Source organism: Streptomyces sp. NPDC001406, assembly GCF_042895285.1.
GTDB lineage: Bacteria > Actinomycetota > Actinomycetes > Streptomycetales > Streptomycetaceae > Streptomyces.
In genome coordinates this window covers 90,959-116,006 of sequence record NZ_JBIAWG010000011.1, presented here as the reverse complement: position 1 = coordinate 116,006, position 25,048 = coordinate 90,959, and the positions used below count along the sequence as shown (strand labels likewise).

Here is a 25,048-nt window from a genome sequence, read left to right as displayed (position 1 = left end):
CCGTGACCAGCGCCGCAGTTCGTCGGGGAGCAACTCGGCCCCCACGGTGAGCCCCGAGCCCGACCCCCGCCCGGACACGCCCACCTGATATTTACGCGTGAACGCTGTGTCCTTTCAGCTCCGACGCCGCTTGGCACCCTCCTGAAGTTCCTTGCGCAACCGCTCAGGGCTCCAGTCCCCGACGACGGCCTGCCAGACCGTGTCCGCCTGGGAGGGAGGTGCGAGGCCGTCGACCGGTGGGTCGAGGTCCAGGTTGGTGGGAAAGGGGTAGCCCTCGGCGGTGGCGGCGACCACGCGGCGCAGCCAGTCCTCCGAGGCACCCTCTGCCTTGCGGCGCAGCAACACCGGGAAGAGCGCGTTCGTCATCGCCTCCCGGTCCACCGACTCCATGGCCCGCCCGAAGCCGGACGAGATCTGCAGCAGGTTCGCCATGCGACGGATGCCGGTGGAGCGGTTGTGCCCGGCGGCGTGGAAGAGCGCGGGGTTGAAGAAGGCGGCATCGCCCTTGTCCAGGGGGAGTTGGACGTGGTGGGACTCGAAGTACTCGACGAACTGCGGGAGTCGCCATGCGAGGTAGCCGGGGCCGTACTTCTGCGAGTGCGGGAGGTACAGCGTCGGGCCCGACTCGACGGGCATGTCGCAGTGGGCCGCCGCGCCCTGCAGGGTCAGTACGGGCGACAGGCGGTGGACGTGCGCCGGATGGGCGGCGGCGCGCTCCTGGGTGAGGAAACCGAGGTGGTAGTCGCGGTGCACGCGCTGGGCGGCCCCGCCCGGATTGACGACATTGACCTGTGAGGTGACCTGGTAGGCGGGGCCCAGCCAGGCCTCGGCGATCAGGCTCAGCATGTCGTTGGCGTAGTAGTCGGCGAACACCTCCGGTGCGCGCACGGCGAGCTTTTCCAGGGCGTTCCAGACCCGGTCGTTGGTGCCCGGCGCGGCGAAGTGGTCACCACGGGCGCCACCAGTCGCGCGCTCCTCCTCGATCAGTGCGTTGAAGGCTTCGGATGTCCGGTCCACGACGGTCGTGTCGGCGAACGCGCCTTTGAGGACCACGATGCCGGGACCGTCGAGCAGCGCCCGGACCAGTTCACTCTGGACGTTGCGACGGCCCTCGGTGGTGCTCGTGAGGCCGCGGAGCCGGTCGCTGTCGTAGAGCAGCACGCCCTGTTCCGCCCGCTCGGCAAAGGGGTGGCCATGGGCGTCGGTCTCCCGCTCGACGAGCGAGCGGAACGCGTCGAGATTGCAGTCGGCCTCGGTGAACCAGGTCGGCTCTCCCGCAGTCGTGGAGGACATTCGGGTCCTTTCGCAGTGCCTGCCTTTCTGCCAGTCTTGGGAACCCGAACCCATCATTCAACCCTCAGCAATACATCAAAAGTCCATCACCGTCTCCGGGGATCACTCATGCGCCACCCCTATCCGATCAGGGAAATCGCCCGCCAGGCCGGACTGAGCACGGCCACGGTCGACCGCGTTCTCCACAACAGGGGCAACGTGCGGGAGGGCACGGTCAGGGAGGTGTACGAAGCCATCAAGGACCTGGACCGGCAGCAGAGCCAGGTCCGTATCGGGGGCCGTACCTTCATGATCGACATCGTGATGCAGGCACCGGAGCGGTTCTCCACCGCCGTCCGCGAGGCGCTGGAGGCCGAACTGCCCTCCCTGCAGCCCGCGGTGGTGCGCTCGCGCTTCCACTTCCGTGAGACCTGTCCTCCCGACGAACTGATCGGAATCCTGGACAAGATCGCCAAGCGTGGGGCACAGGGCGTGATCCTCAAGGCCCCGGACCTGCCGGAGATCGGAGCCGCCGTGGGGCGGCTGGTCGCGGCCGGCATCCCCGTCGTCACTCTGGTCACCGACCTGCCCCACAGCGCACGCCTGGCGTACGTCGGCATCGACAACCGCGCGGCGGGCGCCACCGCCGCCTACCTCCTTCAGCAGTGGCTCGGCGAGCGGCCCGGCAATGTGCTCACCACCATCAGCCGTGGCTCCTTCCGCGGTGAGGAGGAGCGCGAGATGGGCTTGCGCAGCGCGATGCGCCTCGCGGACCCCAAGCGCTCCCTGGTGGAGGTGACGGACAGCGACGGCCTCGATGCCACCCAGCGCGAGTTGGTTCTCGAAGCGCTCAAGCGCGACGAGGACATCGTCGCGGTCTACTCGATGGGCGGAGGCAACCTCGCCACCCTGGACGCGTTCGACGCCCTGGGGAGGTCATGTGCCGTGTTCGTCGCACACGACCTCGACCAGGACAACACGCGGCTGCTGAGGGAGCGCCGCCTTTCCGCAGTGCTTCACCACGACCTGCGCCAGGATGTGCGCCGCGCCTGCCAGACCATCATGCGAGCCAAGAAGGCACTGCCGGACGACGCGCCGACCCTCCCTTCGGCGATCCAGGTGGTCACGCCGTTCAATCTGCCGCCGGATGTGTCCATGTCGCGGTCAGGTCCTCGGCAACGTCCCTGAGGAGAGTCAGAAAGACGTCCACCAAGGGGGTGAGGGCGGTCTCGGTCGCGGTGACCGCGTGGAGCAGGCGGTGAAGCCGGGGTCGGGCAAGCTCACGGTGGGTGGTCCCGGGGACCCCGGTCAGGGCCAGACGGGAGACCAGTGCGACGCCGATGCCCGTGCCGACCAGGGCCTGGGCGACGTCGTACGAGGCGGTCTGGAACCTGATCCTGGGCGTGAAGCCGGCGCCGGCCGCGGCCTGGTCGAACTGCTCCCGTGCGGCGTGGCCGGCCAGGATGGTCACCCATGACTCGTCGCGGAGATCTTCGAGGCGCAGCGGGGCGTCGCGGGGTGTTTGTGCGGCGAGGGGGTGGTCGTCGGGGAGGACGACGACCATGGGGTCCAGCAACAGCGGGTGCAGGGTGACGTGCGCCGGCGCCTCGGGGAACGCGCCCCAGGAGGCGATGACCGCAAGGTCGAGCCCGCCCGCGGCGATCTCCTCGATCCCGTGCTCGGACAGTACGTCCTGGACCGACACGTCGGCGTCGGGATGGCGGTGGCGCAGAGCGGTCAGGGCCGGCGGGAGCACGTGGAGCGCGGCGGCCTGGAAGGCGCCGACTTTCAGGCGCAGCGCGAGATGCCCGAGCAGGGCGGACAACTGTGCGGCGGCGTCGTCCATGTGCTGGTCGATGACGCGTCCATGCTGGGCGAGCAGGGCACCGGCGGCGGTGAGGGCCGCTCCGCGCGGCCCGCGCAGGACGAGGGGGGCTTCCCAGTCCCGTTCCGCGCGGGCGACTTGCTGGGTCACCGCCGCGGGGCTGAGGCCGAGGACGTGGGCGGCCGCGGTGAGGGAGCCGTGGCGTTCGATCAACGCGAGCAGCCGGAGCTGTCCAGGGTCTGATGGCATTCAATTATCTTAATGCTGATGGGCTGATCCCCGACTTCTCTGAATTCCTCGAACAGGCCAGCCTGGGTGGGGCAAGGCAACCAACTCCAGAGAGGTCTGATCGACGTGCCCACCCACCTGCCCGTGTTCGTGATCACCACATGGCTGCTGGCGATGCTTCCGGGCGCGGGACAGGCGCTCATGGTCCGGCAGACCCTGGAGGGCGGCTCCCGCCTGGCCCGGGCGACCATCGCCGGCAACGCGACGGGACTGGTGATCTGGTCCACCGCCGCCGCGGCCGGGCTGTCGGCCGTCCTGCTGGCCAATCCCGGTGCCTACGCGGTCGTACGCATCGCGGGTGGGATCGTCCTGATCGCCCTCGGCATCAGCACGCTGCGGGCGGCCCGACCGACGTCCACCGCGCCCGCGGAGTTCGCGACGACACGGCAACCGAGCTGGTGGAGCGCCTACTCCGCGGGACTCGGTACGAACCTCGGCAACCCCAAGGCAGGCGTGTTCGCGGTCTCTGTGCTGCCCCAATTCGTCACGGCCGACGGACCGGTCATGCTGTCGAGCATCGCCCTGGGGGTGATGTGGGCCCTGGTCAACGTCTGCTGGTACGTCCTGTTCACCTGGGCCGTCGGCAGGGGCCGCGCGCTGGTGTCCAGGCCGGGGGTTGGTCGATGGCTGAGCATCGTCACCGGCGTCGTACTGCTGATTCTCGGTACGGCGGTGGCCGGCGGCGTCTGACGGGCACCCGGGCCGACCTGGCGCTGCCGCCATCCGCGGAGGACCATGGAACATGAGCGACCGAGGGAGGCCCGCCATGAAAACCGGAGCCTCGGACTACGACGCCTGGCTGTACTCTCACACCCCCTCCCAGGCCGAAGGGGAGCGCGAGGAGCCGACCGAGCGGGCGGCCATGGAGCAACACCCGGACGTCCCCAGGACCGAGCCCTCCCAGGCAGAGGGCGAGCGGACGGACGACATGCCCACGTGACCGCCGCTGGACCGTGTCACTTCAGTCCCCCCACCACGACTACGTCGACGACGCCGCGCCGCCCGGCGACGAGGAGTGAGCCGACGCTACATACGGTTGATCGGGTGCGAACGGTACCGTATGTAAATGAAATCACCTAGGTTGTTCCGATTACGATGGATTGAACGGATGTAGATCGCTGCTGGTCCACATCCGATCGCATGCGTCCCAGTGGGATACCCAAGCGGTGAGCGGAGGCGAGGGTCGGCAGTGGTGAATACCAGAGGCGGCGACGCGGACCACGGCGGCCCGTCCATATCCCACGTCCCCCATGTGCTGCACCAGCCGCAGGGCATGGGGACCATACAGACCGATCGGCCCTCGGAGCGACACCGCATGCGGATGCTGCTGCTGGACGCCGTGGACGAGGACCGGCGCGACGTCGAAGTGCTGCTGACCGCGCTCCAGCAGGCGGTGGCCGAGGTGCACGGCCTGGGCGGCATGGTGCATCTGCCTGGCGGCGGCATGAGCGGCATCCTCTACCTGGTCGCCGACAGTGGCCTGCCGGAGACGATGACCCGGCCCTGGGTGATCATCCCGGTACGGGGCACGGCGCCGCCCAGCAGGGCCGCCCGCAACGACACCACCAGCTGGCAGCCCGACCTGGCCCCGCCCGACCCGGTGCCGGGCCGGGACCCCGCCGCCCTGTGGCCTTCCGGACTCCCCGCCGGCATCGGACACCTGGCCGTCCCCATTCCGAGCGGTGGCTGGCGGCGCGGCGCGCTCTCCGTCCTCTTCGCCCCGGGCGCCGAGCCCGGCGCGGCGGAGTGTGAGTTTCTGACCGAGGTGGCGGCGTGGATGTCCGGGAGGCTCAGGGCGTCCGGAATCCTCAATCCGTCGCCCACCCTGCTGCGCGCGCTGGAGAGCGGGCCAGGACCACGGGAGGCCGCCGCCCCGTGGGACGCGGAACGGATGCCCTCCATCACGTACACCTGGGACCTGCGTACCGGCGCGCTGACCGCAGACCTGCCCGTCGAGGAGGTGCTGGCCGGCATCGATCCGGAGGTGATGAACGGCGGCATCGAGGCGTGGGCGGAGCTGATCCACCCGGACGACCTGCCAGGGGCGGTGGCCGGCTTCGACACGGGCATCCAGATGCGCGGCGGCTTCCAGAACGAGTACCGGATCCGCCGCCAGGACGGTACCTACCTCTGGATCGAGGCCTGTGCCCGGACGATCACGGATGAGGAGGGGACGCCGGTCAAGGTGATCGGCACCCTCCGGGACAGCAGCGAAACGCATGCCGCCGCCGAGTCGGTGGGGCGGGCGCTGCGACACATGAGCGACGGCTTCGTCTCCCTGGACACGGACTGGCGCATCGGATTTCTCAACCAGGCCGCCGAGCAACTCCTCGGCGCCGCGGGAGACGTGGCCGGATCCCTGCTCTGGGACATTCCCGTCGTACGTGCCGTGCCGGGGCTGGAACAACGGTGCCGGGCCACGGTGGCCGAGGGCCAGCCGGCCGGATTCGACGTACCGGGGTCGGACGGTAGGTCCTGGTACCACCTGCGGCTGGTGCCGGTGCCGGAAGGCCTCACCCTCTACATCACCGACACCACCGAGCGGCATCTGCGGGAGGCCGAGCGGGCCGCCGCGGAGCGGGCTGCCGCGGAGCGCGCGGCCCTGGTGCAGCGGATCACGCGGGAGCTGGCCGAGGCTGTCACGGCCCAGGACGTGATGGCGGCGGTGGCCGACGGCGTGATGACACCCCTCGGGGCGACCGGACTCATCATGGTCGGCGTGGTCGGCGACCGGCTGAAGGTGGTCGGCTCCCGGGGACATTCGGAGCGCTTCACCCGACTGCTGGACGGGCAGTGGGCAGTGCGGGACACCACTAACCCGGTGGGGGACGCCCTGCGTACCCGCACCCCCCTCTACATCTCGTCCCCCGAGGAGTTCCTGAGGCGTTACCCGGAGACCGACATCCTGATCAGGGAGGGCGGCACGCAGGCGTGGGCCTTTCTGCCGCTGGCGGTGTCGGGGCGCGGGATCGGCGCGGCGGTGATCTGCTTCGGCCGACCGCGGGTGCTGGACGATGACGAACGAACGCTGCTGACCGCGCTCAGCGGACTGATCGCGCAGGCCTTGGAGCGGGCCGGGCTCTACGACGAGGCGACGACCCGGGCCCGTACCCTCCAGCGCAGCCTGCTGCCGCAGGAACTGCCCGAGCTGCCCGAGGTGACGGCGGCGGCACGCTACCAGCCGGCCAAGCACGGAGCCGACGTCGGCGGCGACTGGTACGACGTGATCCCGCTCTCCGCGGCCCGGGTCGCGTTCGTGATCGGCGACGTCATGGGCCACGGCATGGCCGAGGCCGCCACCATGGGCGGACTGCGCACAGCCGTCCGCACCCTCTCGGAACTGGAACTGCCACCCGACGAAATCCTCGGCCACCTCAACGACATCGTCGGCGAGCAGGGCACCGATGCCTTCGTGACCTGCCTGTACGGCATCTACGACCCGGTGACCCGGCTTCTGTCGTACGCCAGCGCCGGTCAGCCGCCCCCGGCGGTGGCCCATCCCGACGGCACCGTCACCTTCCTGCCCATGACCCCGGACCCGCCACTGGGGGTGGCCGCCCCGCCCTTCGAAACCCACGAGACCCTGCTGCCCGCCGACAGCCTGCTCGCCCTCTACAGCGACGGCCTGGTCGAGAGCAAGGACCGGGATGTCACCACCGGCATGAACCGCCTGGCCGAGCTTCTCTTCGAGTCCGTGAATGCCATGCCTGCCTTGCCGGTGGACGCGTCCGACCTGGACACCCTCTGCGCCACCCTCACCTCCGCTCTCCTGCCCGCCCACGGCGAGCTGATAGACGACGCCGCCCTGCTGCTGGTCCGCACCCACCCGCTGGACGCGGAGAACGTCGCCGAATGGCCGTTGCCGGAGGACCCGGTGGCGGCGGGCCAAGCCCGCGACCTGGCCCGCGCACAGCTCAACGACTGGGACCTGACCGACGAGGACCTGGTCATGACCACCGAACTCCTGGTCAGCGAGCTGGTCGCGAACGTCGTCCGGCACGCCTGCGGCCCCATCCGGCTGCGCATGCTCCGCAGCCGCGCACTCATCTGCGAGGTCTCCGACGCGAGCCTGACCACACCGCACATCCGCCACACCTCCGCCACCGACGAGGGCGGCCGCGGCCTGCAGCTCGTCTCCGCGCTCTGCCAGCGCTGGGGCACCCGCCACACCCGCACCGGCAAATCCATCTGGACCGAACAGCCCCTCCCCGCCACGTCGGTCTGATCCGACGGGTCGGTGGCCGATGTCGCGGTCGTACGGGGCATCCGGCCTTCCGCCGACGGCCCGCTAGAGGTCGAGGACGACTTCGGTGGTCGGCTCGCTGCAGCAGACGAGGACCGTACCGGCCTCGGGGAGTTCGAGGGGTGGGGTGGTGTAGATGACGTCGCCCGACAGGAGGTGGGTGACACAGGTGTGGCAGACACCGGTGCGGCAGGACCAGCGGGTGGGGATGTCGCAGGCTTCGGCCAGGTCGAGGAGTGAGGCGTGAGCCGGTGACCACGGGGTCGTGATGCCGCTGCGGGCGAAGGTGATGACGGGTCCGGTGCCCGGTGGACCGGGGGGTTGGTGCGGCCGTACCGCGGTGGTGGACGTTACGCCGGGATTGATGGCGGACAGGGCGCTGAACTGTTCCGTATGGATGCGTTCGGGGCGCAGGCCATGATCGCGCAGAAAGCCTCCCAGGTCGTCCATGAAGGCGGGCGGTCCGCACAGGTAGGCGTCGGCGTCGGTGGGAATGTCCATGGCCGCGAGTGACCGGGCGGTCGGACGCCCCTGGGTGATGTGGGGCTCGTCGCGACCGGGGACGGCTCCGGTGCTGTAGTAGATGTGCTCGTGGGCGTGCGGGAGTTGGGCCAGCAGCGCGTGGGTCTCGTCAGCGAAGGCGTGGTGGGCGCGGTCGTGCGCGGTGTGGATCCACCAGACGGGGCGTGGGTCTTGGGTGTCTGCGAGTCGGTGGAGCATGGCCAGTACGGGAGTGGCACCGATCCCCGCGGAGATGAGGACGACCGGCCGGGCGCCGTCTTCCAGCACGAACGTTCCCCGGGGGCTGGCGATGTCCACGAGGTCCCCGAGGCGGAGCGCGGCATGTAGGTAGGCGCTGACTTGCCCGTGCGGCTCGTGCTTGACGCTGATGCGATAGCTGTCGGCCGTGGGCGCCGACGACAGGGAGTAACTGCGCACGGTGGGAGCGGCATCGCCGATGGTGAGGCGGACGGAGAGGTACTGGCCCGGGCGGGCCTCGGGCAGCGGTGTGCCGTCGGCGGCGTCGAGGTAGATCGACGAGACGGTCGGGGTCTCGGGGACGATGCGGGCGACACGCATGGGCTTGAAGCCCGGCCATCCCCCTTCCTGCCTCGGCGGCTGCGCGTCGGCGAGTTCACGGAAGGACTGCTGCCAACCGGGGCTGAGGGCCGGGATGTTCAGTGCTTTGCGGAGCTTGGCGGGGTCACGGTCGGGGAGGTAGAGCAACGCGTCGGTGTCGGCGACGCTGAGTTGTTCCGGGCCCTTTCGGGTCAGGGTGATCTCGTCGCCGGCCTGGACGCGTCCCTCGGTCAGGACGCGCAGATAGAAGCCGGGGCGGTGGTGGGCGACCAGCAGGGAGGCCATGGTGGGTTCGCCCAGGCGCAGGCCGACGCGGTAGCAGGTCACGCGCGGCTGGGTGACCTCGAACTCGGCTTCGCCGATGCGGTACCGGTCGCCGATGCACACCTCGTCGTCGGGCAGGCCGTCGACGGTGAAGTTCTCCCCGAACATCCCGAAGGTCAGGTCGTCGCGGCCGAGTTGCTTCTGCCAGTACTGGTAGGACTGCAACTGGTAGACGAGCACGGCACGGATCTCGCCGCCGTGTCCGGCCAGATCTCCCTGACCGTCTCCGTCGATGTTCAGCCGCCGTGCCGTCCGCGGGCCGTCCACGGGGGACTTCCAGGCTCCGGTGCGGACGGTCCTTCCCTGCCAGGAGACGTCCTTGGGCGTTCCTGTGTTGACGGACAGCAGCGTCGCCATTGCGGACCTCCTGCGCGGTGTCCGGCCGGGGCAGCCCCCATGGCGCAGTGAACCGTGCGCTCGGGCTGATCCTAGTTCGTGTGCCGGTGGTGCCGCGATTCCGTGATCATGAGTGGTCGGCGGCCGCGGCGTCGCGGGTGCGCCGGTAGTGGCGTCGGGCCTTCATCCTGTTGCCGCAGACGGCCATGGAGCACCAGCGGGCCTTGTTGGGCTTGCTGCGGTCGAGGAGGAACCGTCGGCACTCCGCGTTGGCGCACGGCCGCAGCCGGCCGGGCATCGTCTCCTGCAGCGCGCTCCAGGCCATGACGGCCTCCACCGCCAACCGGCGCTCCGCAGGGGCGTCCAGCTCCCAGGCCACCCCATCGGGGCCGACGCGAGGGCGGGAGACGACGTCGCCGAGCAGCGGAGCCAGCGACGTGGCCGGCCGACTGCCGCGCACCACACCCTGAAGGGCATCGCGCGCATGCAGGAGGTGCCGACGCTCCTCCGCGCTGCCGTCGCCGCCGTGGGTCCGCTGCCAGCTCCTTGCCGCTTCAGGATCTGCGAGCTGGTCCAGGACCGCCCCGTCGACGACCGGCGTGCTGTTGAGGAGCTCCAGCAGCGCGTCCTGCGGCTCTCGACCGGCCGACATGGCCGCCTCCTCCCCGGATCCGGATTGCCTTGCTCGATCGGTTGAACGAGTCTGACTGAAGTCTAACTGATGAAAGAGGCTTGACAGGTTAGATCGAGCGTGCTCGACTGGAGACATAACCGGTAAAGCTTAGAAGAGAGGTTAGAGAGATGGTCTCCGCAGTCCACCACCGCACCGCCACCGTCAACGGTCTCGAGGTCTTCTACCGGGAGGCCGGTGATCCGAACGCCCCCGCCGTGGTCCTGCTCCACGGCTTCCCGACCAGCTCGCACATGTTCCGCCAGCTGATCCCGGCGCTCGCCGACCGCTACCACGTGATCGCTCCCGATCACATCGGGTTCGGCCAGTCCGCCATGCCCGCCCTGCGGGACTTCCCGTACACCTTCGACGCCCTCACCGAGGTCACTTCCGGCCTGCTCAAGCACCTGGGCATCGACCGGTTCGCGATGTACGTGCAGGACTACGGCGCCCCCATCGGCTGGCGGCTCGCGCTCCAGGCCCCCGACCGCGTCACCGCGATCATCACGCAGAACGGCAACGCCTACGAAGAGGGCTTCGTCAAGCCCTTCTGGGACGAGGTCTTCGCCTACACCGCGTCTCCGGGACCGGGCACCGAAGCGCCCATGCGCGGCGCCCTGACCCTTGAGGTCACCCGCTGGCAGTATCTGAACGGAGTGGCCGATCCGAGCCTGGTCAGCCCCGACAACTGGGTCCACGACCAGGCGCTGCTGGACCGGCCCGGCAACGACGAGATCCAGCTCAAGCTCTTCCGCGACTACCCCACCAACGTGGACCTCTACCCCCAGGTCCACCAGTACTTCCGTGACTCCCGGGTTCCGTTGCTGGCGGTCTGGGGAGCCAACGACGCGATCTTCGGCCCCGACGGCGCAAGGGCGTTCGGCCAGGACCTGCCCGATGCCGAGATCCACCTGATCGACTCAGGACACTTCGCCCTGGAGAGCCACCTTGCCGTCATCACCGAGCACATCCGCAACTTCCTCGCCCGCGTCCTCGCCTGACAGAGGCAGCCCCCAGCGGGGCGCGTCCCCGTTCGGACGTACGGGCATGACGGACAGGTCGGGCCGGTCGCCCTCGGCCGTGATCAGCGCCGACTCGCCCTTGTGCAGGGTGACTTGAAGGGTGGCGGCGTCGATGTCGGTGTACCGCAGGAGGCGGCCGCGCCCGTCCCGTACGTCGACGGGTCCCGTGATCCCGTGCCGTACGACGCAGGGCGCGCCGGCCTCGCTGAACAGCCGTACCCAGCGGGTGGTGCCGTCCTGTCGGGCCGCGCTCAGCAGGAAGGCGCCCTGTGTGCGGAAGTCGTGCACGGCCAGGTCCGCCCAAGCCGCGGGAAGCGCGGGGAACACTCTGATGACTCCGCCCCAGGACTGGCAGACCATGTCGTGCAGTGACTGGGCCGCCGACAGGGGTGTCTCGATGACCGGTCCCGACTCCTTGTACATGGTGTTGGGCTGGATGAAACGGGTCATCAGCTCACCGAGGTACTTCAGTGCGTCCTCGCCCTTGCCGAGCAGTGCCGACATCGAGGCCGCGCCCGTGAAGGTGTAGCCCTGGAGGGCACCTTCGAAGCCCACCCAGTGCGCCAGTGACTTCTGGATCAGGGCGAGTTCGTCGGGGGTGCGGCCGGTCACCTCGTACAGCGGGTAGACCGCCAGCAGGTGCGAGTAGTGGCGATGTGACTTCGCGAAGGGGATGTCCGCGCCGATCATGAAGCCGTTCGTGTCCGTCGGATACGGCGCCCGTTTCGCCAGCACTTCGCGCCAGCGGGGTGCCAACGCGTCGTCGATGCCGAGGAGTTCAGCGGATTCGAGGAGGGTGCGACAGCCCCAGGTCAGCAGCATCAGGTCGTAGTTGCAGTCGCGTGAGTTGCCGCCGTACTCCGGGGAGAAGGTGGCGGGCAGGTGCAGTTTGCCGTCCGTGCCGGGCTCCAGGAAATGGAGGTAGTAGTTGATCGCCTTGCGCAGCAGGGGGAAGAGGACGTCCCGCAGGATCGACTCGTTCATGGTGTGGCGGTAGCTGAGCCAGACGTTGTGCAGTGCCCAGGTCAGATCACCGACCTCGGGGGTCGGCGGGTCCTGGCCCGGGACGCCGACTCCATAGCCGGTGAGGGTGCCGGCCGCGCCGTTGACCAGGTGGGGGTCCGTGGTGCGGGGGATGCCGAGTGAGTCGGTGCGGTACGGCGGTGCAACCTCCTTGGCGAGGTTGTCCCGGAACTCGCTCAACGCCCTTGTGATCGCGTCGAGTTCAAGGTGGTTGGAGCCATGGATGAGCCAGTACTCCAGCTGCGCGTTGAGGTTCCACCAGGTGTTGGGCCATGGCGTGGGCTCCAGCCAGGGGCCGCTCGTCGCCATCACGGGGGCGTCGCGGCGGGCGGCGGAGGCGGCCTTGTACAGCTGGATCCAGTAGAAGCGCTGGATGCGGGCGTCGGGCAGGGACAGGAAGCTCTTGCGGTAGCAGGCGTGCCACCAGGCGCGGTGGTCCACCGCCAGGGCGGAATAGGGGAGGCGGTCTGCGGCGCGGACCGACCTCAGAGCCCGGTCCAGGGCCGTGGTGTGCGGGTAGGAGTGCGCGACGTGCACGTACAGGGTTCGCGTCCGGCCCCTGGTCCGCTCCCGCCACACGGTGACGTGCTGTCCGCCCGCCAGCAGCGGCTGCACGGCGGCGGTCACGCCGTCGTGGTCGGTGACCTCGGCGGGCGGGTTGCCCCGGTAGCCGTCCGGGAGCGGCTTGAAGGCGGCTCGCGGACTGATCGCGTCGGCGGGGTGGAACACCCAGCGGAAGCCCCGCTCGCCCGCGCTCGGCGTCACCTCGACGGCAAGGACCGAGCGGTCGTTGTGGACCATGGCGCGCATGGCCAGGGTGCCTGTGTCGGTGGTGATCGTGCCGGACAGTTCGGCGTCGTGCAGCACCAGCCGCCAGTCGAGGCCGGTGATCGCGCCCACCGGCTCCAGGGTGAAGTAGCCGATCGGCAGCCGGGCCAGACCGAAGAGGGAGCCGAACTCGGGCCGGTGGTCCTGCACCTCGGAATGCTGAATGTTGAACCGCACCGCCTTCGCTGCGGCGCCCGGCTCGGCGTAGATCCCGGAGCCGAGGAAGCCGTTGCCGAGGAACGGGCCCTCGTACCAGGCCGTCGGCATCCGCTGCCAGACCAGGTCGGCGTCGTCGAGAACGGTGCGCCAGGGGTCGGAGGGGTTCGCCGCGGGCTCGGCGCGGTCCGCTGCCGTCGCCTGCGTGGGCAGGCCCGTGGTCAGCAGGGTGCCGCCCAGGGCGGATCCGGTGGCGAGGACGGTTCGTCTGGACGGGCGGGGCACGGCGGAGCTGGGCACGTTGCCTCCAGGCGGCTCGGTGATTCATCGGAGCTATCCCGTGTCGCACCGTAGAGAAGGGTCTCATCCTCGTCAACATGACGAGATAGGTCCGATGTGTCAGCACCGAGGTGACCACGTGCTGCAAACGGAATCCCTGTGCCCCGTCACCCCGCAATCCATCACGGGCCCTGTCCCGTATCTGTCCATGAGGGATGGAACACGGGAGGAGGACCGACCGTGGCTGGAAGGTTGAAGTCGAACTGGAGCGGAGCGGCGGCAGGGGCGTGCGCGGTGGCGCTGGCCGCCGCGCTGTCCGCGTGTGGGAACTCGGGCTCGGGTGGGGGAGCGGGGGCCACGTCCAGCCCGCCGCAGAACGCCAAGGCGGGGTCCACGACGGTGACGGTGCAGTTGACCGAGTACCACCTGGCCCTGTCGTCGAAGACGTTCAAGGCCGGTGACTACACGTTTGTCGCCAAGAACGCCGGGCACATCGTGCACTCCCTGGAGATCGAGGGCCAGGGCACCGAGATGCGACTGCCGCACGGCCTTCAGCCGGGCCAGTCGGCCCAGCTCAAGGTCATGCTGAAGAAGGGCTCCTATGAGCTGTACTGCCCGGTGGGCGGGCACAAGGACATGGGCATGAAGGCGGAGATCACGGTCGGCGGCGGCAGTGGCGGCAGCAGCGGTGGCGGTGGGAGTTCCACCCCGGGCAGCGGCTACTAGCGCCACCACGGCTTGATCCGCTCCGCTACACCTGCGGCGGGTGGTGGTGAGCGCGAGGGCAGCCGGAGCGTACGGCGAGGGCCGCGATGTCGTCCTCCAGCCTTCCGCCGCTGTAGTGGACCAGGTCCTCGTGCAGCCGGCGCAGCAGCTCACGGGGCGGCGCCGGGCCGAGTCGGCGCATCCAGTCCGCCAGCGGGAAAAACCGCCCGGCGCGGTCGCGGGCCTCCGACACGCCGTCGGTGTAGAGCAGCATCTGGTCGCCCGAGGCGAAGGCGACGGTGTCGACGCTGTAGTGGTCGCCGAGCAGATTGGCCAGGTTGAGCGGCGGTGAGGGGGTGGTGGGCTCGATGACGCGGATCTCCCCGCGCTGCACCAGCAGTGGCGGTGGGTGCCCGCAGTTGAGAATTCTGACCTGCCCGCCGTCGTAAGGGATCTCGGCGAGCAGAGCGGTGGCGAAGTGCTCCGACTGATCCGCGGAGCGGGTCGCCACGCTGTAGCGGATGATGCTGGTTTCCAGGCGATGGATGATGGCCTTCAGATCGGGCTGGTCGTACGCGTTCTCCCTGAAGCAGTTGATCACCGCCGAGGCCGCCCCCACCGCCTGGAGTCCCTTGCCGCGCACGTCACCGATGAGCAGCCGGACCCCGTACATGGTGTCGGCCGCCTCGTAGAAGTCGCCGCCGATCCGGGCGTGCTCCGCGGCCGCCAGGTACAGCGACTCGATTTCGACGTCCTGGATGCGGGACGGCAGGGGGCGCAGCAGCACTTTCTGGGCGGCGTCGGCGACGAGGCGCACCTGGAAGAGCATCTCCTCCCGCTGGAGACGGAGATGGCTCGCATACGCGGCCGCCAGGGTCACGGCAATGATCGCGGCAGCCGTGTACGGCGTTCCGAGGTCGGAGTAGACCATGCTGAGCCCGATCATGACCAGCAGGCAGAACACTCCCAGGAGGACCGTGGGCAGCACGGTCCACAACGCGGCGGCGAGGGCGGGTGCCGCCGGCAGCAGGCGGCTGAACGCGATCTCCCTCGGGGTGGCGAAGGCCAGGCCGGTGATGAGGGCGGTGAGCAGCAACGGTGACAGCAGTACCGTTTCGCGTCGGCCACCGTAGGGAGGGCGGCGGTGCCGCGGCCGTCCTGACCTGATCACAAAAAGTATCTTATATGTGCGAACTGGACATCGCGCCGCGATGGGGTGCGGCGCGGCCGGTTCCGGCGCGCCTACGGTGAGTCGCCGTACGACTACTTGATTCCGTGCGTGGCCGAACAGGTGACCGGACCGATCAGGAATGAAGAAGCGCGAGCCATGGCGCCGCGGCTAGCCTGACCGTCGTTCGGGGGAACGGCGTAGCGTTGCCGCGACCACGCCGACACAGGGGAACAGCACCCACCGCTCGTGGCTGGTCGGATCGAGCCAGGCGACGCCGACGGGGACGGTGAACGCGGCCCGTGAAACGTATGGAGAGACGATAAGCATGGACAAGACGACGGAGACGCGGTCGCCTGCGCCGCACGTTGCCGACAGCCACGATCTGATCCGCGTGCACGGCGCGCGCGAGAACAACCTCAAGGACGTCAGCATCGAGATCCCGAAGCGCAGACTGACCGTGTTCACCGGCGTCTCCGGCTCGGGCAAGAGCTCGCTGGTGTTCGACACGATCGCCGCGGAGTCGCAGCGGCTGATCAACGAGACGTACAGCGCCTTCGTCCAGGGTTTCATGCCCACGCTGGCCCGGCCCGAGGTGGACGTCCTCGACGGGCTGACGACCGCGATCATCGTCGACCAGCAGCGGATGGGCACGGACCCCCGGTCCACCGTCGGCACCGCCACCGACGCCAACGCCATGCTGCGCATCCTCTTCAGCCGGCTCGGCAAGCCGCACATCGGCTCGCCCAAGGCGTACTCCTTCAATGTCGCCTCGATCAGCGGCGCGGGGGCCGTCACGGTCGAACGCGGCGGGAAGACCGTGAAGGAGCGGCGCAGCTTCAGCATCACCGGCGGCATGTGTCCGCGCTGCGAGGGCCGGGGCACGGTCACCGACATCGATTTGACCCAGCTGTACGACGACAGCAAGTCGCTCAGCGAGGGCGCGCTCACGGTCCCCGGCTACAGCATGGACGGCTGGTACGGCCGCATCTTCAAGGGCTGCGGCTTCTTCGACCCGGACAAGCCGATCCGCAAGTACACCAAGAAGGAGCTGCACGACCTCCTCCACAAGGAGCCGACCAAGATCAAGGTCGAGGGCATCAATCTGACGTACGAGGGTCTGATCCCGAAGATCCAGAAGTCGATGCTGTCGAAGGACGTCGACGCGCTGCAGCCGCACATCCGCGCGTTCGTCGAGCGGGCGATGACGTTCACCGTCTGCCCGGACTGCGACGGCACCCGGCTCAGTGAGGCGGCCCGGTCCTCGAAGGTCAACGGCATAAGCATCGCCGATGCGTGCGCGATGCAGATCAGCGACCTTGCCGAATGGGTCCGCGGGCTCGACGAACCGTCGGTCGGGCCGTTGCTGTCGGCGCTGGGGGAGACCCTCGACTCGTTCGTGGAGATCGGTCTCGGCTACCTCTCGCTGGACCGGCCCTCGGGCACGCTGTCCGGCGGCGAGGCACAGCGCACCAAGATGATCCGCCACCTCGGCTCCTCGCTCACCGACACCACCTATGTCTTCGACGAGCCCACGATCGGCCTGCACCCGCATGACATCCAGCGGATGAACAACCTGCTGCTGCGGCTGCGCGACAAGGGCAACACGGTGCTCGTGGTGGAGCACAAGCCGGAGATGATCGCGATCGCCGACCACGTCGTCGACCTCGGCCCCGGCGCCGGTACGGCGGGCGGCACTGTCTGCTTCGAGGGCACGATCGAGGGGCTGCGTGCCGCCGGCACCATCACCGGCCGCCATCTCGACGACCGGGCCGCCGTCAAGGAGACGGTGCGCAAGCCCACCGGCATGCTGGAGATCCGCGGCGCGGCGACGAACAATCTGCGCGACGTCGACGTGGACGTGCCGCTCGGCGTGCTGACCGTCATCACCGGCGTCGCCGGCTCCGGCAAGAGCTCGCTGGTGCACGGCTCGATCCCCGCCGACGAGGGTGTGGTGTCGGTCGACCAGGGCGCCATCCGCGGCTCCAGGCGCAGCAATCCGGCGACCTACACGGGGCTGCTCGATCCGATCCGCAAGGCGTTCGCCAAGGCCAACGGGGTGAAGCCGGCGCTGTTCAGCGCCAACTCCGAGGGCGCCTGCCCCACCTGCAACGGCACCGGCGTCATCTACACCGACCTGGCGATGATGGCCGGCGTCGCCACCACCTGCGAGGAGTGCGAGGGGAAGCGGTTCGAGGCGTCGGTACTGGAGTACCACCTCGGCGGCCGCGACATCAGCGAGGTGCTTGCGATGCCGGTGAGCGAGGCCGAGGAGTTCTTCGGCGCCGGTGAGGCACGTACGCCGGCCGCGCACAAGATCCTCGAACGGCTCGCCGACGTCGGCCTGGGCTATCTCACCCTCGGCCAGCCGCTCACCACGCTGTCCGGCGGCGAGCGGCAGCGGCTCAAGCTGGCCACCCACATGGCCGACAAGGGGGGCGTCTACATCCTCGACGAGCCGACCACCGGCCTCCATCTCGCCGACGTCGAGCAGTTGCTCGGTCTGCTCGACCGGCTCGTCGACGCCGGCAAGTCGGTCATCGTCATCGAGCACCACCAGGCCGTCATGGCGCACGCCGACTGGATCATCGACCTCGGCCCGGGCGCCGGCCACGACGGCGGCAAGATCGTCTTCGAGGGCACCCCCGCCGACCTCATCGCCGCCCGCTCCACCCTCACGGGCGAGCACCTCGCGGCCTACGTCGGCAGCTGAGCGAGGCCCTCGCGGCGGACCGAGGCCCTCGCGGACACCGTGGGACGAGACGCCTGAAGCGGGATCGAGCCCTTGCCGATGACCGGCAGACCCGCCTTCAGGCGTCGCCCATGCCGAACGCGTCGTGGACCGGCCGGACTTCGACCGCTACGACGTGAAAATCAAGGACACGTTCGGCAATCGCACGTGCCCGTTCCGGACCGGCGCAGTCGATCACGTAGTAGGCGGTCAGCTGCTCGGTCGCCTCGCGGAACGGGCCATCCGCCGCGTCCGATCCGTCCTTGTGCCGTCGGAGGGTCGTCGTGTCCTTCGGGTAGGCCAGCCCGGCCCCGTTCAGCATCTCGCCGGTGCCCTCCAAGTCCCGGTGGAGTGCTTCGTGTCTGCGGAACACATCGGCCCGCTCTTCCTCGGACATCGCCTCGGTCGCCGCGGGATCGGCGTACATCAGCACCATGTACTTCATGGCGCCATGGTTCCACCGAACCTCTCCCGGCCGACCATCACGAACCACCCGACGGCCATGAGGGTGCCTGTCGTGCCCGCCACCACCAACAGGCCCTCGGCGGGAATCAAGTTGTCGCCGCCCGGATACTTCTGGCCGCACAGCCGCACCGTTTCCGGGCGCTCGGCCGAGGCTTCGAGGCACACCGCGGTGCCCACCTCGGGATCTGCCGGCTCCGCCCCCTGTCCCACCGGCAGATCTCCGGTGGCGAACCGCCGACCGCCGACCCGGTACGACACCCGGTACTCGGTCCCGCCCTTGACCGGCACCGCCCGGTCGACGACACCCTGGACCTGCACCGGTGACGCATCGATCCGCCGCGCGTCAGAGATCTCGCCCGCCAGCGACCAGCCGCCCGCAAGCGCCGCCCCCAGGGGCACCGCCGCCACCGCAAGCGGCACCCATCTCCCTTGACGGAATCTGTCCCACCCCATGGCGTCAGTGTCACACGCCCCCAGGGTGGTCCGGACCGTGGAGTTCTGCCGTCGGCGACGGGTCAGGCTGCGGTGGAATCGTCGGCTTTCGTGGGTTCCGGAGCAGGGAGCATGGTCAGCAGCATGACGGAGGCCTCGGTGGCTCGTACCGTGTGCGGCAGCCGGGCGGGCAGGTGGATCCAACTGCCGGGCGTGGCCACCGTCTTCTCGTCACCGAGGATCAGTTCGAGCCTCCCTCGGACGACCTGGATGACGACGGGCAGGGCCGAGGTGTGCTCCGTGAGTTCCTGGCCGGCGGAGAACGCGAAGCCGACCACTCGCAACCGGTCGTCGCGGTACAGAACGCGGCTGAGGGTGCCGTCCTCGGGCACGGCCAACTCGTCGACGAGGTCGGTGATCACCGTGGCGGGCATGGGGGGCCTCCCTATTCAGTGGGCGTGGTGGGCTGGGCGATCAGGCTGATGGCGCCCAGATGGGCCTGGTGGCGGCGGAACACGCGGCGCATCTCGTGGACTCGGCGACGGGCCGCGGGGTCCCGCAGAGCGCGGCGGGCGATGGCCAGGGCGGGGACCAGTCCTTCGTCGGCGACCATTCGGCGGGGTTCGAGCAGCGCCATGGGCGTTGTCTTCCGCGCGGTGACCGTGAAGCCTTCGTCGGTGAGGAGTTCCTGCCAGGCGGCCGCGGTCAGCGGGCGGGCGCCGACGTGGATGGTGTCGGCGAGGTCCCTGGCGATCCGGTCGGCGAGGGCCGGGTCGATACCGTCCGGCAGCAGGCACATTTCGTGGATGGCACAGCGGCCGCCCACGTCGGTGAGCAGCCGGCGTGCCTCCCGTACGATGCGCCGCTTGGCGGGCTGGGGCTGCATCGTCAGCATCGCCTCGGCGTACACGACGGTCGCCGAGCCGTCCGGCAGACCCGTGTCGGAGGCGTCCGCCCGCACGGCGCGGACATGGGTCCGGCCGGGGACGGTGAGGGCGCTCAGCGCGGCCACCGCGGCGGGATCGCGGTCGACGGCCGTGTAGCCGGCCGGCGAGCGCCGCAGCGTCAGTGCCGCTGTGGCGCCCAGACCGCCCGCGAGTTCCACTACCCGGTCGTCGGGTCCGATGTCCAGGGTGTCGAGCATCCACCGGGTGAGCTCCACGCCGCCCGGGCGCAGGACCCGCTTGCCGAGCCGGGTCAGCAGCCAGTGGCCCGGCATGCGGGAGGTGTCCAGTCCCGCACCGGGTGCGGGGAGATCCTTCTGGAGCGGCTGGTCATGGTCCGTGGTCGCCATCCGTGCCTCGCTCTCTACCTGCACTTCTTCGAGAGTCAATAAGGCGACGCTAACTCCGGGCGGCGGGATGCGTGTGGGTCGAATGTCCCGAATCGGGCGGACCGAACGGCCCAGTCACAGCAGGCTGCTCCAGTACGACCAGAAGCGGGTGAGAACGAGCATGACGATCACGCCGTACCAGGCCGCCAACAGCAGCCAGTGGCTCTCCAGCACCAGATTCAGCAGGCGGCGGCCGCGGGCCGGCACCGGGATGATGCCGTGCTTGAGGTTGTGCAGCGTGACGTACCAGAACAGCGCGATGGTGATGACCCAGACGACGCCGCAGTAGGGGCACAGCCGGTTCAGCTCGTACAGCGACTGGAAGATCAGCCAGTGAGCGAATCCGACGCCGACGAGCGCTCCCGCGTCGAGGGCGAGCCACAGCACCCTGTGCAGGCGCGCTCCGGCGAGCACCGCGATGCCGAGCGCGGCGACGGCGGCGAACGCGCCCAGGCCGAGCAGCATGTTGGGGAAGCCGAAGAGATTGCCCTGCCAGCTCGCCATGGTGTTGCTGCAGCCGACGACCGGGCTGATGTTGCAGGTCGGCTGGTAGCTGGGGTCCTTGAGAACGAGCCAGTCGTCGATGGCCAGGCGCAGGGAGGCGAGCCAGCCGATGACCCCGGTCAGCGCCATCAGCCAGCCGATGCGCCGGTCGGCCCCGGCGGTGTGCGGCGGCGTCATGCGGCGCGGGTGCGCGGCAGGGGCGCAGGGGTCGCGGGTCGACACACCGGGCGGCCCCTGTCGCGGGTCCCTTCCTGGGCGCGGGCCTTCGAGCGGGTGAGCAGTGTGAGGGCGGCCGGCGCCGGTCGGCCCTCGGTCACGCGCGACTGTCCCCGTCGAGCGTTGTGATCGTTCTCCATGGTCGGGAACGTTAGGCGCTGCCCCCGACCCGGGGCTGGGGCCGAACGTCCCGGGTCGGGCGGCCCTTCCGGCCCGATTGTCACGGGCGCCCGGGGGACTGCGCATGATGCGGCGAGGTCGCCTTCGCCGCTTGGGCCGGACGGCCCTTTGCGTGGGGCCGTTCGGCCCTGTCCGGCGTCGGGATTGTGGACCGGTGGGCGGTGTGGACGGGGTCGCACGGCCCATGCCGTGAAGCCTGCGGCGCGAAAGGCTGGTCGGCGACCGGTCGGGAGGCGACACGGACCGTCGCGTTTCGGCTGCTCGGCCCCGTCTTCTCGTGTGCAGGGCCGCAGCAGGCGCGTGGTGCCCCCGGACCGGTCACCGTCCGGCCACCGTTCTGCAGCCGTCGGACGGTGTTCCGCCACGGCCCCGGTGACGGCGCTCACCATGCCCAGGCCGCCCGGTGCGCCGACCGCTCCGGGGACGTGGCGGAACGTGCAGTCCGGACCAGAAGCGGCCGTATCTTCCGGCCTTGAACCGCTGGAGACACCTGAATGAGTGCCCTCACCTTCGCATCGGCCCCGGAGGATGCCGAGGCTCTCTACAGCGCCGAGGCGGACTACGCCCGTATGGCAGGGGAACTGGCCGGACGCGTGACGCTGTTGCTCACCGCCGCCGGCCGTGACGAGCGTGCCGCCGAACGCTTCCGCGCGGGCCTCGTGGCCTTCTGCGACCGTGAACTCCTGCCGCACACGGCTGCCGAGGAGGCCACGTTGTATCCCGTGGCCCGCAGGCTGCCCGACACGCGCTTGCTCGTCGAGGGTCTCATCGGTGAACACCGCTGCCTGGCCTCGCTGGTGGACGCCCTGCGCACCGCGCCCACGACGGCCGGTGCCGCGGCGGACGCCCGCGCTCTTCAGGTGGTCTTCGAGGAACATGTGGCGAAGCAGAACGGCCTTGTGCTGCCCCTGCTCGCCGCGGCACCCGGGGTCCGCCTGGCCCGGCTGCTGGAGAGACTGCACCACCGGATCGCTCATACCCCGTCGAACGGTGGCGCCTCTGCCGCGGACGATGCAGAGAAGGCAGGAGGGATGAAGACCGAGGAGAGCGGTGGCTGCGGATGTGCCTGTGGCGGCGAGGAGGCCACCGAACCCGTACTCGACGTCCGCGACATCCCGCACGCACTGCGCCACGCCACCGTGTTCGGCGCTCTTGAGGCCGTCCCGGCAGGCCAGGCCATGGTCCTGGTCGCGCCGCACGACCCGATTCCCCTGCTGGCACAGATCGAGCAGCGCAACCCCGGGCTCTTCGCGGTGGAGTATCTCCGGCGCGGCCCCGAGGCCTGGCGGTTGCGGCTCAGCCACCGCTGACGAGTGGTGACTGACTTGCCGGGTGCGGCTGGCCGCACCCGGCTGTTTGTTTTTCAGCACTGTTTGTTTTTCAGCGGGCCGTACGGGAGCCTGCCCGAGGCGAGACGACGAGGGCCGCGCCCACCCCGGTCAGCAGTGCGCCGAGACCGGTGACCAGCGACGTCAGTTGCCAGGCCTGGTAGGCGGACATCAGCGAGGCGCGCAACGTCTCGCCCATGAACGCGGTCTGCCGAAGCTTGGCCAGCTTCTCGTCGTCCCCGGTGGCGTGCAGCTCCGCGGTGATCTCGGAGTAGGTGCGGCCGTTCGTCGCCTGGGCCAGGTGGCCCTTGATCATGTCGGCGAAGGCCCGCGCCTCGGGTCCGGTCTCGACGGGCCGGCCGGCGAACGCCGCCAGGTGCGCGGGCAGCCCGCGCTCCGGGAAAGTGATCCTCTGGGCCGTGAGTTCGGTGCGTATCTCGTTCCTGCCGCTGCGGCTGCGCCACAGCATCACGGGCCCCGCGGCCAGCATGGCCGCGCCCATCGCCTTGAGCAGAGCGTCGGCTCCGCGGTTCGTGTATGTCATCGGTGTTCTTCCTTGCATGCGAGGGGGGTCCGGCGGGGCGCCGGCTGTGTCGTGGAGTCCGCTACTGGTCCTCGAAGAGCGGAGTGCTCAGATAGCGCTCGCCCGTGTCGGGCAGGACGACGACGATCAAGGCGTCCTTGTGCTGCGGGAGGCGCGCCAGGGTCGAGGCGGCGTGCAGCGCGGCACCTCCGGAGACGCCCGCGAGGATGCCCTCGGTGCGGGCGAGCCGGCGTGCCTGCGCACGGGCCTCGGACACGGAGACCCTGCACACCGTGTCGTAGACGGAGGTGTCGAGTACCTCGGGAACGAAGCCCGCGCCGAGGCCCTGGATGCCGTGGGGGCCGGGCGAGCCGCCGGAGAGTACGGGCGACTCCGCCGGTTCCACGGCCACGACGGTGACGGCCGGGTTCTTCGCCTTCAGCACCTGACCGACTCCGGTGACGGTGCCGCCGGTGCCGACCCCGGCGACCAGCAGGTCGATCCGTCCGTCGGTGTCCTGCCAGATCTCCTCGGCGGTGGTGCGCCGGTGCACATCCGGATTGGCCGGATTGGTGAACTGCTGGGGCATGAACCAGCCGTTGGCCTCGGCGAGTTCGGCGGCGCGGGCGACGGCTCCGGTCATGCCCTCGGAAGCCGGGGTGAGGACGAGGTCGGCACCGTATGCGAGCAGCAGGGCCCGGCGTTCGACACTCATGCTCTCGGGCATGGTGAAGGTGACGGGGTGGCCCTTGGCGGCGGCCACCATGGCCAGACCGATGCCGGTGTTGCCGCTCGTGGGTTCCACGATGCCCTGTCCGGGCCGCAGGGCGCCGGTGGTTTCGGCGTCCTCGATCATCGCCAGGGCGATGCGGTCCTTGACGCTGCCGCCCGGGTTGGCGGACTCCAGTTTGGCGACCAGGCGTGCCGGGAGGTCCTCACCGTACCGGGACAGCTCCACCAGGGGTGTCCGGCCGATGAGCGCCGTGATCGAAGGGTGTATCGCTGCCATGGCTGTCCTCTTGGGGTCTTTCGGTCGATGCGGGGGGAGGGAGAGGGGAAGCGGCCGGGGTCTGGCCGAACGGGTCCGTGACGGGAACGGTGCGGGTGGTGACGTCCGCGTGACCGGCGCGCACGCTGGAGTGGGCGGGGACGTCGCTCAGGACGAGGGCATGGGCACCGACCACCGTGTCGTCGCCGACGTGGACGGGGCCGAGCACGGTCGCGCCCACGCCGAGGACCACCCGGTCACCGACGGTGGGGTGTCGCTTGGTGGCCTTCCGGTCGCGCCACCAGCCGGTGCCGCCGAGGGTCACGCGGTGGTAGAGCATTACGTCGTCTCCCACCACCGCCGTCTCGCCGATCACCACGCCCATGCCGTGGTCGATGAAGCAGCGCCGGCCGATGACGGCCCCCGGGTGGATCTCTATCCCGGTCATGGCGCGGGAGAACTGGGACAGTGCCCGGGGCAGCAGCGGCAGCCCCATGCGGTGCAGCCGGTGTGCCAGCCGGTGGAACCAGATGGCCCAGAGCCCCGGATACAGCAGGACCTCGACCACGTTGATGCCGTGCAGCGCAGGGTCCTTGCGGCAGGCCGTGCGGAGATCTTCGACGATCATGCGATGTCTCTCTGTGGGCTCCGGAGACGCCGGTTCCGCCGGCACCGCTGTCCGGGGACGGCTGGTGCCGGCGGCCGAGGAGGCGGGCCGGAGCGAGCGATGGGGATGCTTTTCACCCACCGGCTCAGGCGGACGGTGATCTGCGGCGCCGGCAGACGCACAGGCGGCGGACGCAGCATGCCGACGGTCGGCTCGGGACGGGGTGGTACGGGCGGGAGGACACCTTCCTCGGGCGGGTCGGCCGACATCGTGCGGCGTCTCGTCCCGTGGCGAGCCGAAGGGGCCGCCGACAGCGGGCGTTCGAGGGCTGCGCGTTGTTGCCGTTCTCCATGGGATCGAACGGTAGAGCAGCCCGGGCTGGCGCAACCCGGCCGAATTGCCCATGTCGTGCGGCCGACCGGCCCATGTCGGACAGGGTCTTCGGGGACCACTGGTCCAGGGTGCTGGACCCGCCCGGCCCAGGCACCGTGGGCGGTCGGCCAGGAATGCTCATCAGGGACC

General features: G+C 69.9%; 22 protein-coding genes. 8 read left to right on the top strand and 14 right to left on the bottom strand.

Annotated elements, in window-relative coordinates:
• Positions 1-114 precede the first annotated feature (114 nt).
• A complete protein-coding gene (locus tag ACFY1J_RS26470; protein WP_390732073.1) occupies positions 115-1,293 on the bottom strand; it encodes a phytanoyl-CoA dioxygenase family protein in 1,179 nt (392 codons plus the stop codon).
• A gap of 108 nt (positions 1,294-1,401) precedes the next feature.
• Between ACFY1J_RS26470 and ACFY1J_RS26465 the strand changes: the two genes are divergently transcribed.
• A complete protein-coding gene (locus ACFY1J_RS26465; protein ID WP_390709445.1) occupies positions 1,402-2,460 on the top strand; it encodes a LacI family DNA-binding transcriptional regulator in 1,059 nt (352 codons plus the stop codon).
• On the opposite strand, the gene ACFY1J_RS26460 is transcribed toward ACFY1J_RS26465, so the two are convergent.
• Positions 2,405-3,346, bottom strand: a complete 942-nt coding sequence (locus tag ACFY1J_RS26460; protein ID WP_390709444.1) for a LysR family transcriptional regulator — start codon at positions 3,344-3,346, stop codon at positions 2,405-2,407. The two genes, ACFY1J_RS26465 and ACFY1J_RS26460, sit on opposite strands and share 56 nt — an antisense overlap.
• Positions 3,347-3,451: 105 nt before the next feature.
• Here ACFY1J_RS26460 and ACFY1J_RS26455 point away from each other — a divergent pair, with 105 nt between their 5' ends.
• The 3 genes from ACFY1J_RS26455 (at position 3,452) to ACFY1J_RS26445 (ending at position 7,610) form a co-directional block, all read left to right on the top strand.
• Positions 3,452-4,075, top strand: coding sequence for a LysE family translocator (locus ACFY1J_RS26455; protein WP_390709443.1), 624 nt, complete (start codon positions 3,452-3,454; stop codon positions 4,073-4,075).
• Between the two features lie 76 nt (positions 4,076-4,151).
• Positions 4,152-4,325, top strand: coding sequence for a hypothetical protein (locus tag ACFY1J_RS26450; protein ID WP_390709442.1), 174 nt, complete (start codon positions 4,152-4,154; stop codon positions 4,323-4,325).
• 249 nt (positions 4,326-4,574) lie between these two features.
• Positions 4,575-7,610 (top strand): SpoIIE family protein phosphatase, encoded by a 3,036-nt coding sequence (locus tag ACFY1J_RS26445; RefSeq protein WP_390709441.1) that lies wholly within the window; start codon positions 4,575-4,577, stop codon positions 7,608-7,610.
• Between the two features lie 63 nt (positions 7,611-7,673).
• On the opposite strand, the gene ACFY1J_RS26440 is transcribed toward ACFY1J_RS26445, so the two are convergent.
• Positions 7,674-9,389 carry an MOSC domain-containing protein gene (locus ACFY1J_RS26440; RefSeq protein WP_390709440.1) on the bottom strand — a complete coding sequence of 572 codons (1,716 nt, stop codon included), beginning with the start codon at positions 9,387-9,389 and terminating at the stop codon, positions 7,674-7,676.
• A 106-nt stretch (positions 9,390-9,495) separates the two neighbouring features.
• A complete protein-coding gene (locus ACFY1J_RS26435; RefSeq protein WP_390709439.1) occupies positions 9,496-10,020 on the bottom strand; it encodes a CGNR zinc finger domain-containing protein in 525 nt (174 codons plus the stop codon).
• A gap of 149 nt (positions 10,021-10,169) precedes the next feature.
• Here ACFY1J_RS26435 and ACFY1J_RS26430 point away from each other — a divergent pair, with 149 nt between their 5' ends.
• Positions 10,170-11,039, top strand: coding sequence for an alpha/beta fold hydrolase (locus ACFY1J_RS26430; protein WP_390709438.1), 870 nt, complete (start codon positions 10,170-10,172; stop codon positions 11,037-11,039).
• On the opposite strand, the gene ACFY1J_RS26425 is transcribed toward ACFY1J_RS26430, so the two are convergent.
• A complete protein-coding gene (locus ACFY1J_RS26425) occupies positions 10,959-13,367 on the bottom strand; it encodes a glycoside hydrolase family 95-like protein (RefSeq protein ID WP_390732072.1) in 2,409 nt (802 codons plus the stop codon). The genes ACFY1J_RS26430 and ACFY1J_RS26425 overlap by 81 nt on opposite strands.
• A 219-nt stretch (positions 13,368-13,586) precedes the next feature.
• On the opposite strand from ACFY1J_RS26425, the gene ACFY1J_RS26420 reads away from it, so the two are divergent.
• Positions 13,587-14,072 carry a cupredoxin domain-containing protein gene (locus tag ACFY1J_RS26420; protein WP_390732071.1) on the top strand — a complete coding sequence of 162 codons (486 nt, stop codon included), beginning with the start codon at positions 13,587-13,589 and terminating at the stop codon, positions 14,070-14,072.
• A gap of 25 nt (positions 14,073-14,097) precedes the next feature.
• On the opposite strand, the gene ACFY1J_RS26415 is transcribed toward ACFY1J_RS26420, so the two are convergent.
• The gene (locus tag ACFY1J_RS26415) at positions 14,098-15,147 is read right to left on the bottom strand and encodes a PP2C family protein-serine/threonine phosphatase (protein WP_390709435.1); all 1,050 of its coding nucleotides are present in this window, start codon (positions 15,145-15,147) and stop codon (positions 14,098-14,100) included.
• 400 nt (positions 15,148-15,547) lie between these two features.
• Between ACFY1J_RS26415 and ACFY1J_RS26410 the strand changes: the two genes are divergently transcribed.
• Positions 15,548-17,932 carry an ATP-binding cassette domain-containing protein gene (locus tag ACFY1J_RS26410; RefSeq protein WP_390709434.1) on the top strand — a complete coding sequence of 795 codons (2,385 nt, stop codon included), beginning with the start codon at positions 15,548-15,550 and terminating at the stop codon, positions 17,930-17,932.
• Between the two features lie 97 nt (positions 17,933-18,029).
• Here the strand turns inward: ACFY1J_RS26410 and ACFY1J_RS26405 are convergent, their stop codons facing one another.
• From ACFY1J_RS26405 to ACFY1J_RS26385, 5 genes are all read right to left on the bottom strand, one after another.
• The gene (locus ACFY1J_RS26405; protein ID WP_390709433.1) at positions 18,030-18,395 is read right to left on the bottom strand and encodes a YciI family protein; all 366 of its coding nucleotides are present in this window, start codon (positions 18,393-18,395) and stop codon (positions 18,030-18,032) included.
• Positions 18,392-18,835, bottom strand: a complete 444-nt coding sequence (locus ACFY1J_RS26400; RefSeq protein WP_390732070.1) for a hypothetical protein — start codon at positions 18,833-18,835, stop codon at positions 18,392-18,394. Before ACFY1J_RS26400 ends, ACFY1J_RS26405 begins: the two co-directional genes overlap by 4 nt.
• A gap of 95 nt (positions 18,836-18,930) precedes the next feature.
• Positions 18,931-19,281 (bottom strand): cupin domain-containing protein, encoded by a 351-nt coding sequence (locus ACFY1J_RS26395; protein WP_390709431.1) that lies wholly within the window; start codon positions 19,279-19,281, stop codon positions 18,931-18,933.
• An 11-nt stretch (positions 19,282-19,292) separates the two neighbouring features.
• Positions 19,293-20,180, bottom strand: a complete 888-nt coding sequence (locus tag ACFY1J_RS26390) for a class I SAM-dependent methyltransferase (protein WP_390709430.1) — start codon at positions 20,178-20,180, stop codon at positions 19,293-19,295.
• 75 nt (positions 20,181-20,255) lie between these two features.
• On the bottom strand, positions 20,256-20,861 hold the full coding sequence (locus tag ACFY1J_RS26385; RefSeq protein WP_390709429.1) for a vitamin K epoxide reductase family protein: 606 nt from the start codon (positions 20,859-20,861) through the stop codon (positions 20,256-20,258).
• Positions 20,862-21,574: 713 nt separating this feature from the next.
• Here ACFY1J_RS26385 and ACFY1J_RS26380 point away from each other — a divergent pair.
• Entirely contained in the window at positions 21,575-22,390 is an 816-nt protein-coding gene (locus ACFY1J_RS26380; RefSeq protein WP_390709428.1) for a DUF2249 domain-containing protein, read from the top strand.
• A 70-nt stretch (positions 22,391-22,460) separates the two neighbouring features.
• Here ACFY1J_RS26380 and ACFY1J_RS26375 read toward each other — a convergent pair whose 3' ends face one another.
• The 3 genes from ACFY1J_RS26375 to epsC form a co-directional block, all read right to left on the bottom strand.
• Positions 22,461-22,952: a hypothetical protein gene (locus tag ACFY1J_RS26375; protein WP_390709427.1), complete on the bottom strand. Its 492-nt coding sequence runs from the start codon at positions 22,950-22,952 to the stop codon at positions 22,461-22,463.
• A 61-nt stretch (positions 22,953-23,013) separates the two neighbouring features.
• On the bottom strand, positions 23,014-23,940 hold the full coding sequence (gene cysK, locus ACFY1J_RS26370) for a cysteine synthase A (RefSeq protein ID WP_390709426.1): 927 nt from the start codon (positions 23,938-23,940) through the stop codon (positions 23,014-23,016).
• Positions 23,867-24,547, bottom strand: coding sequence for a serine O-acetyltransferase EpsC (gene epsC / locus ACFY1J_RS26365; protein ID WP_390732069.1), 681 nt, complete (start codon positions 24,545-24,547; stop codon positions 23,867-23,869). Before epsC ends, cysK begins: the two co-directional genes overlap by 74 nt.
• Between the last annotated feature and the right edge of the window lie 501 nt (positions 24,548-25,048).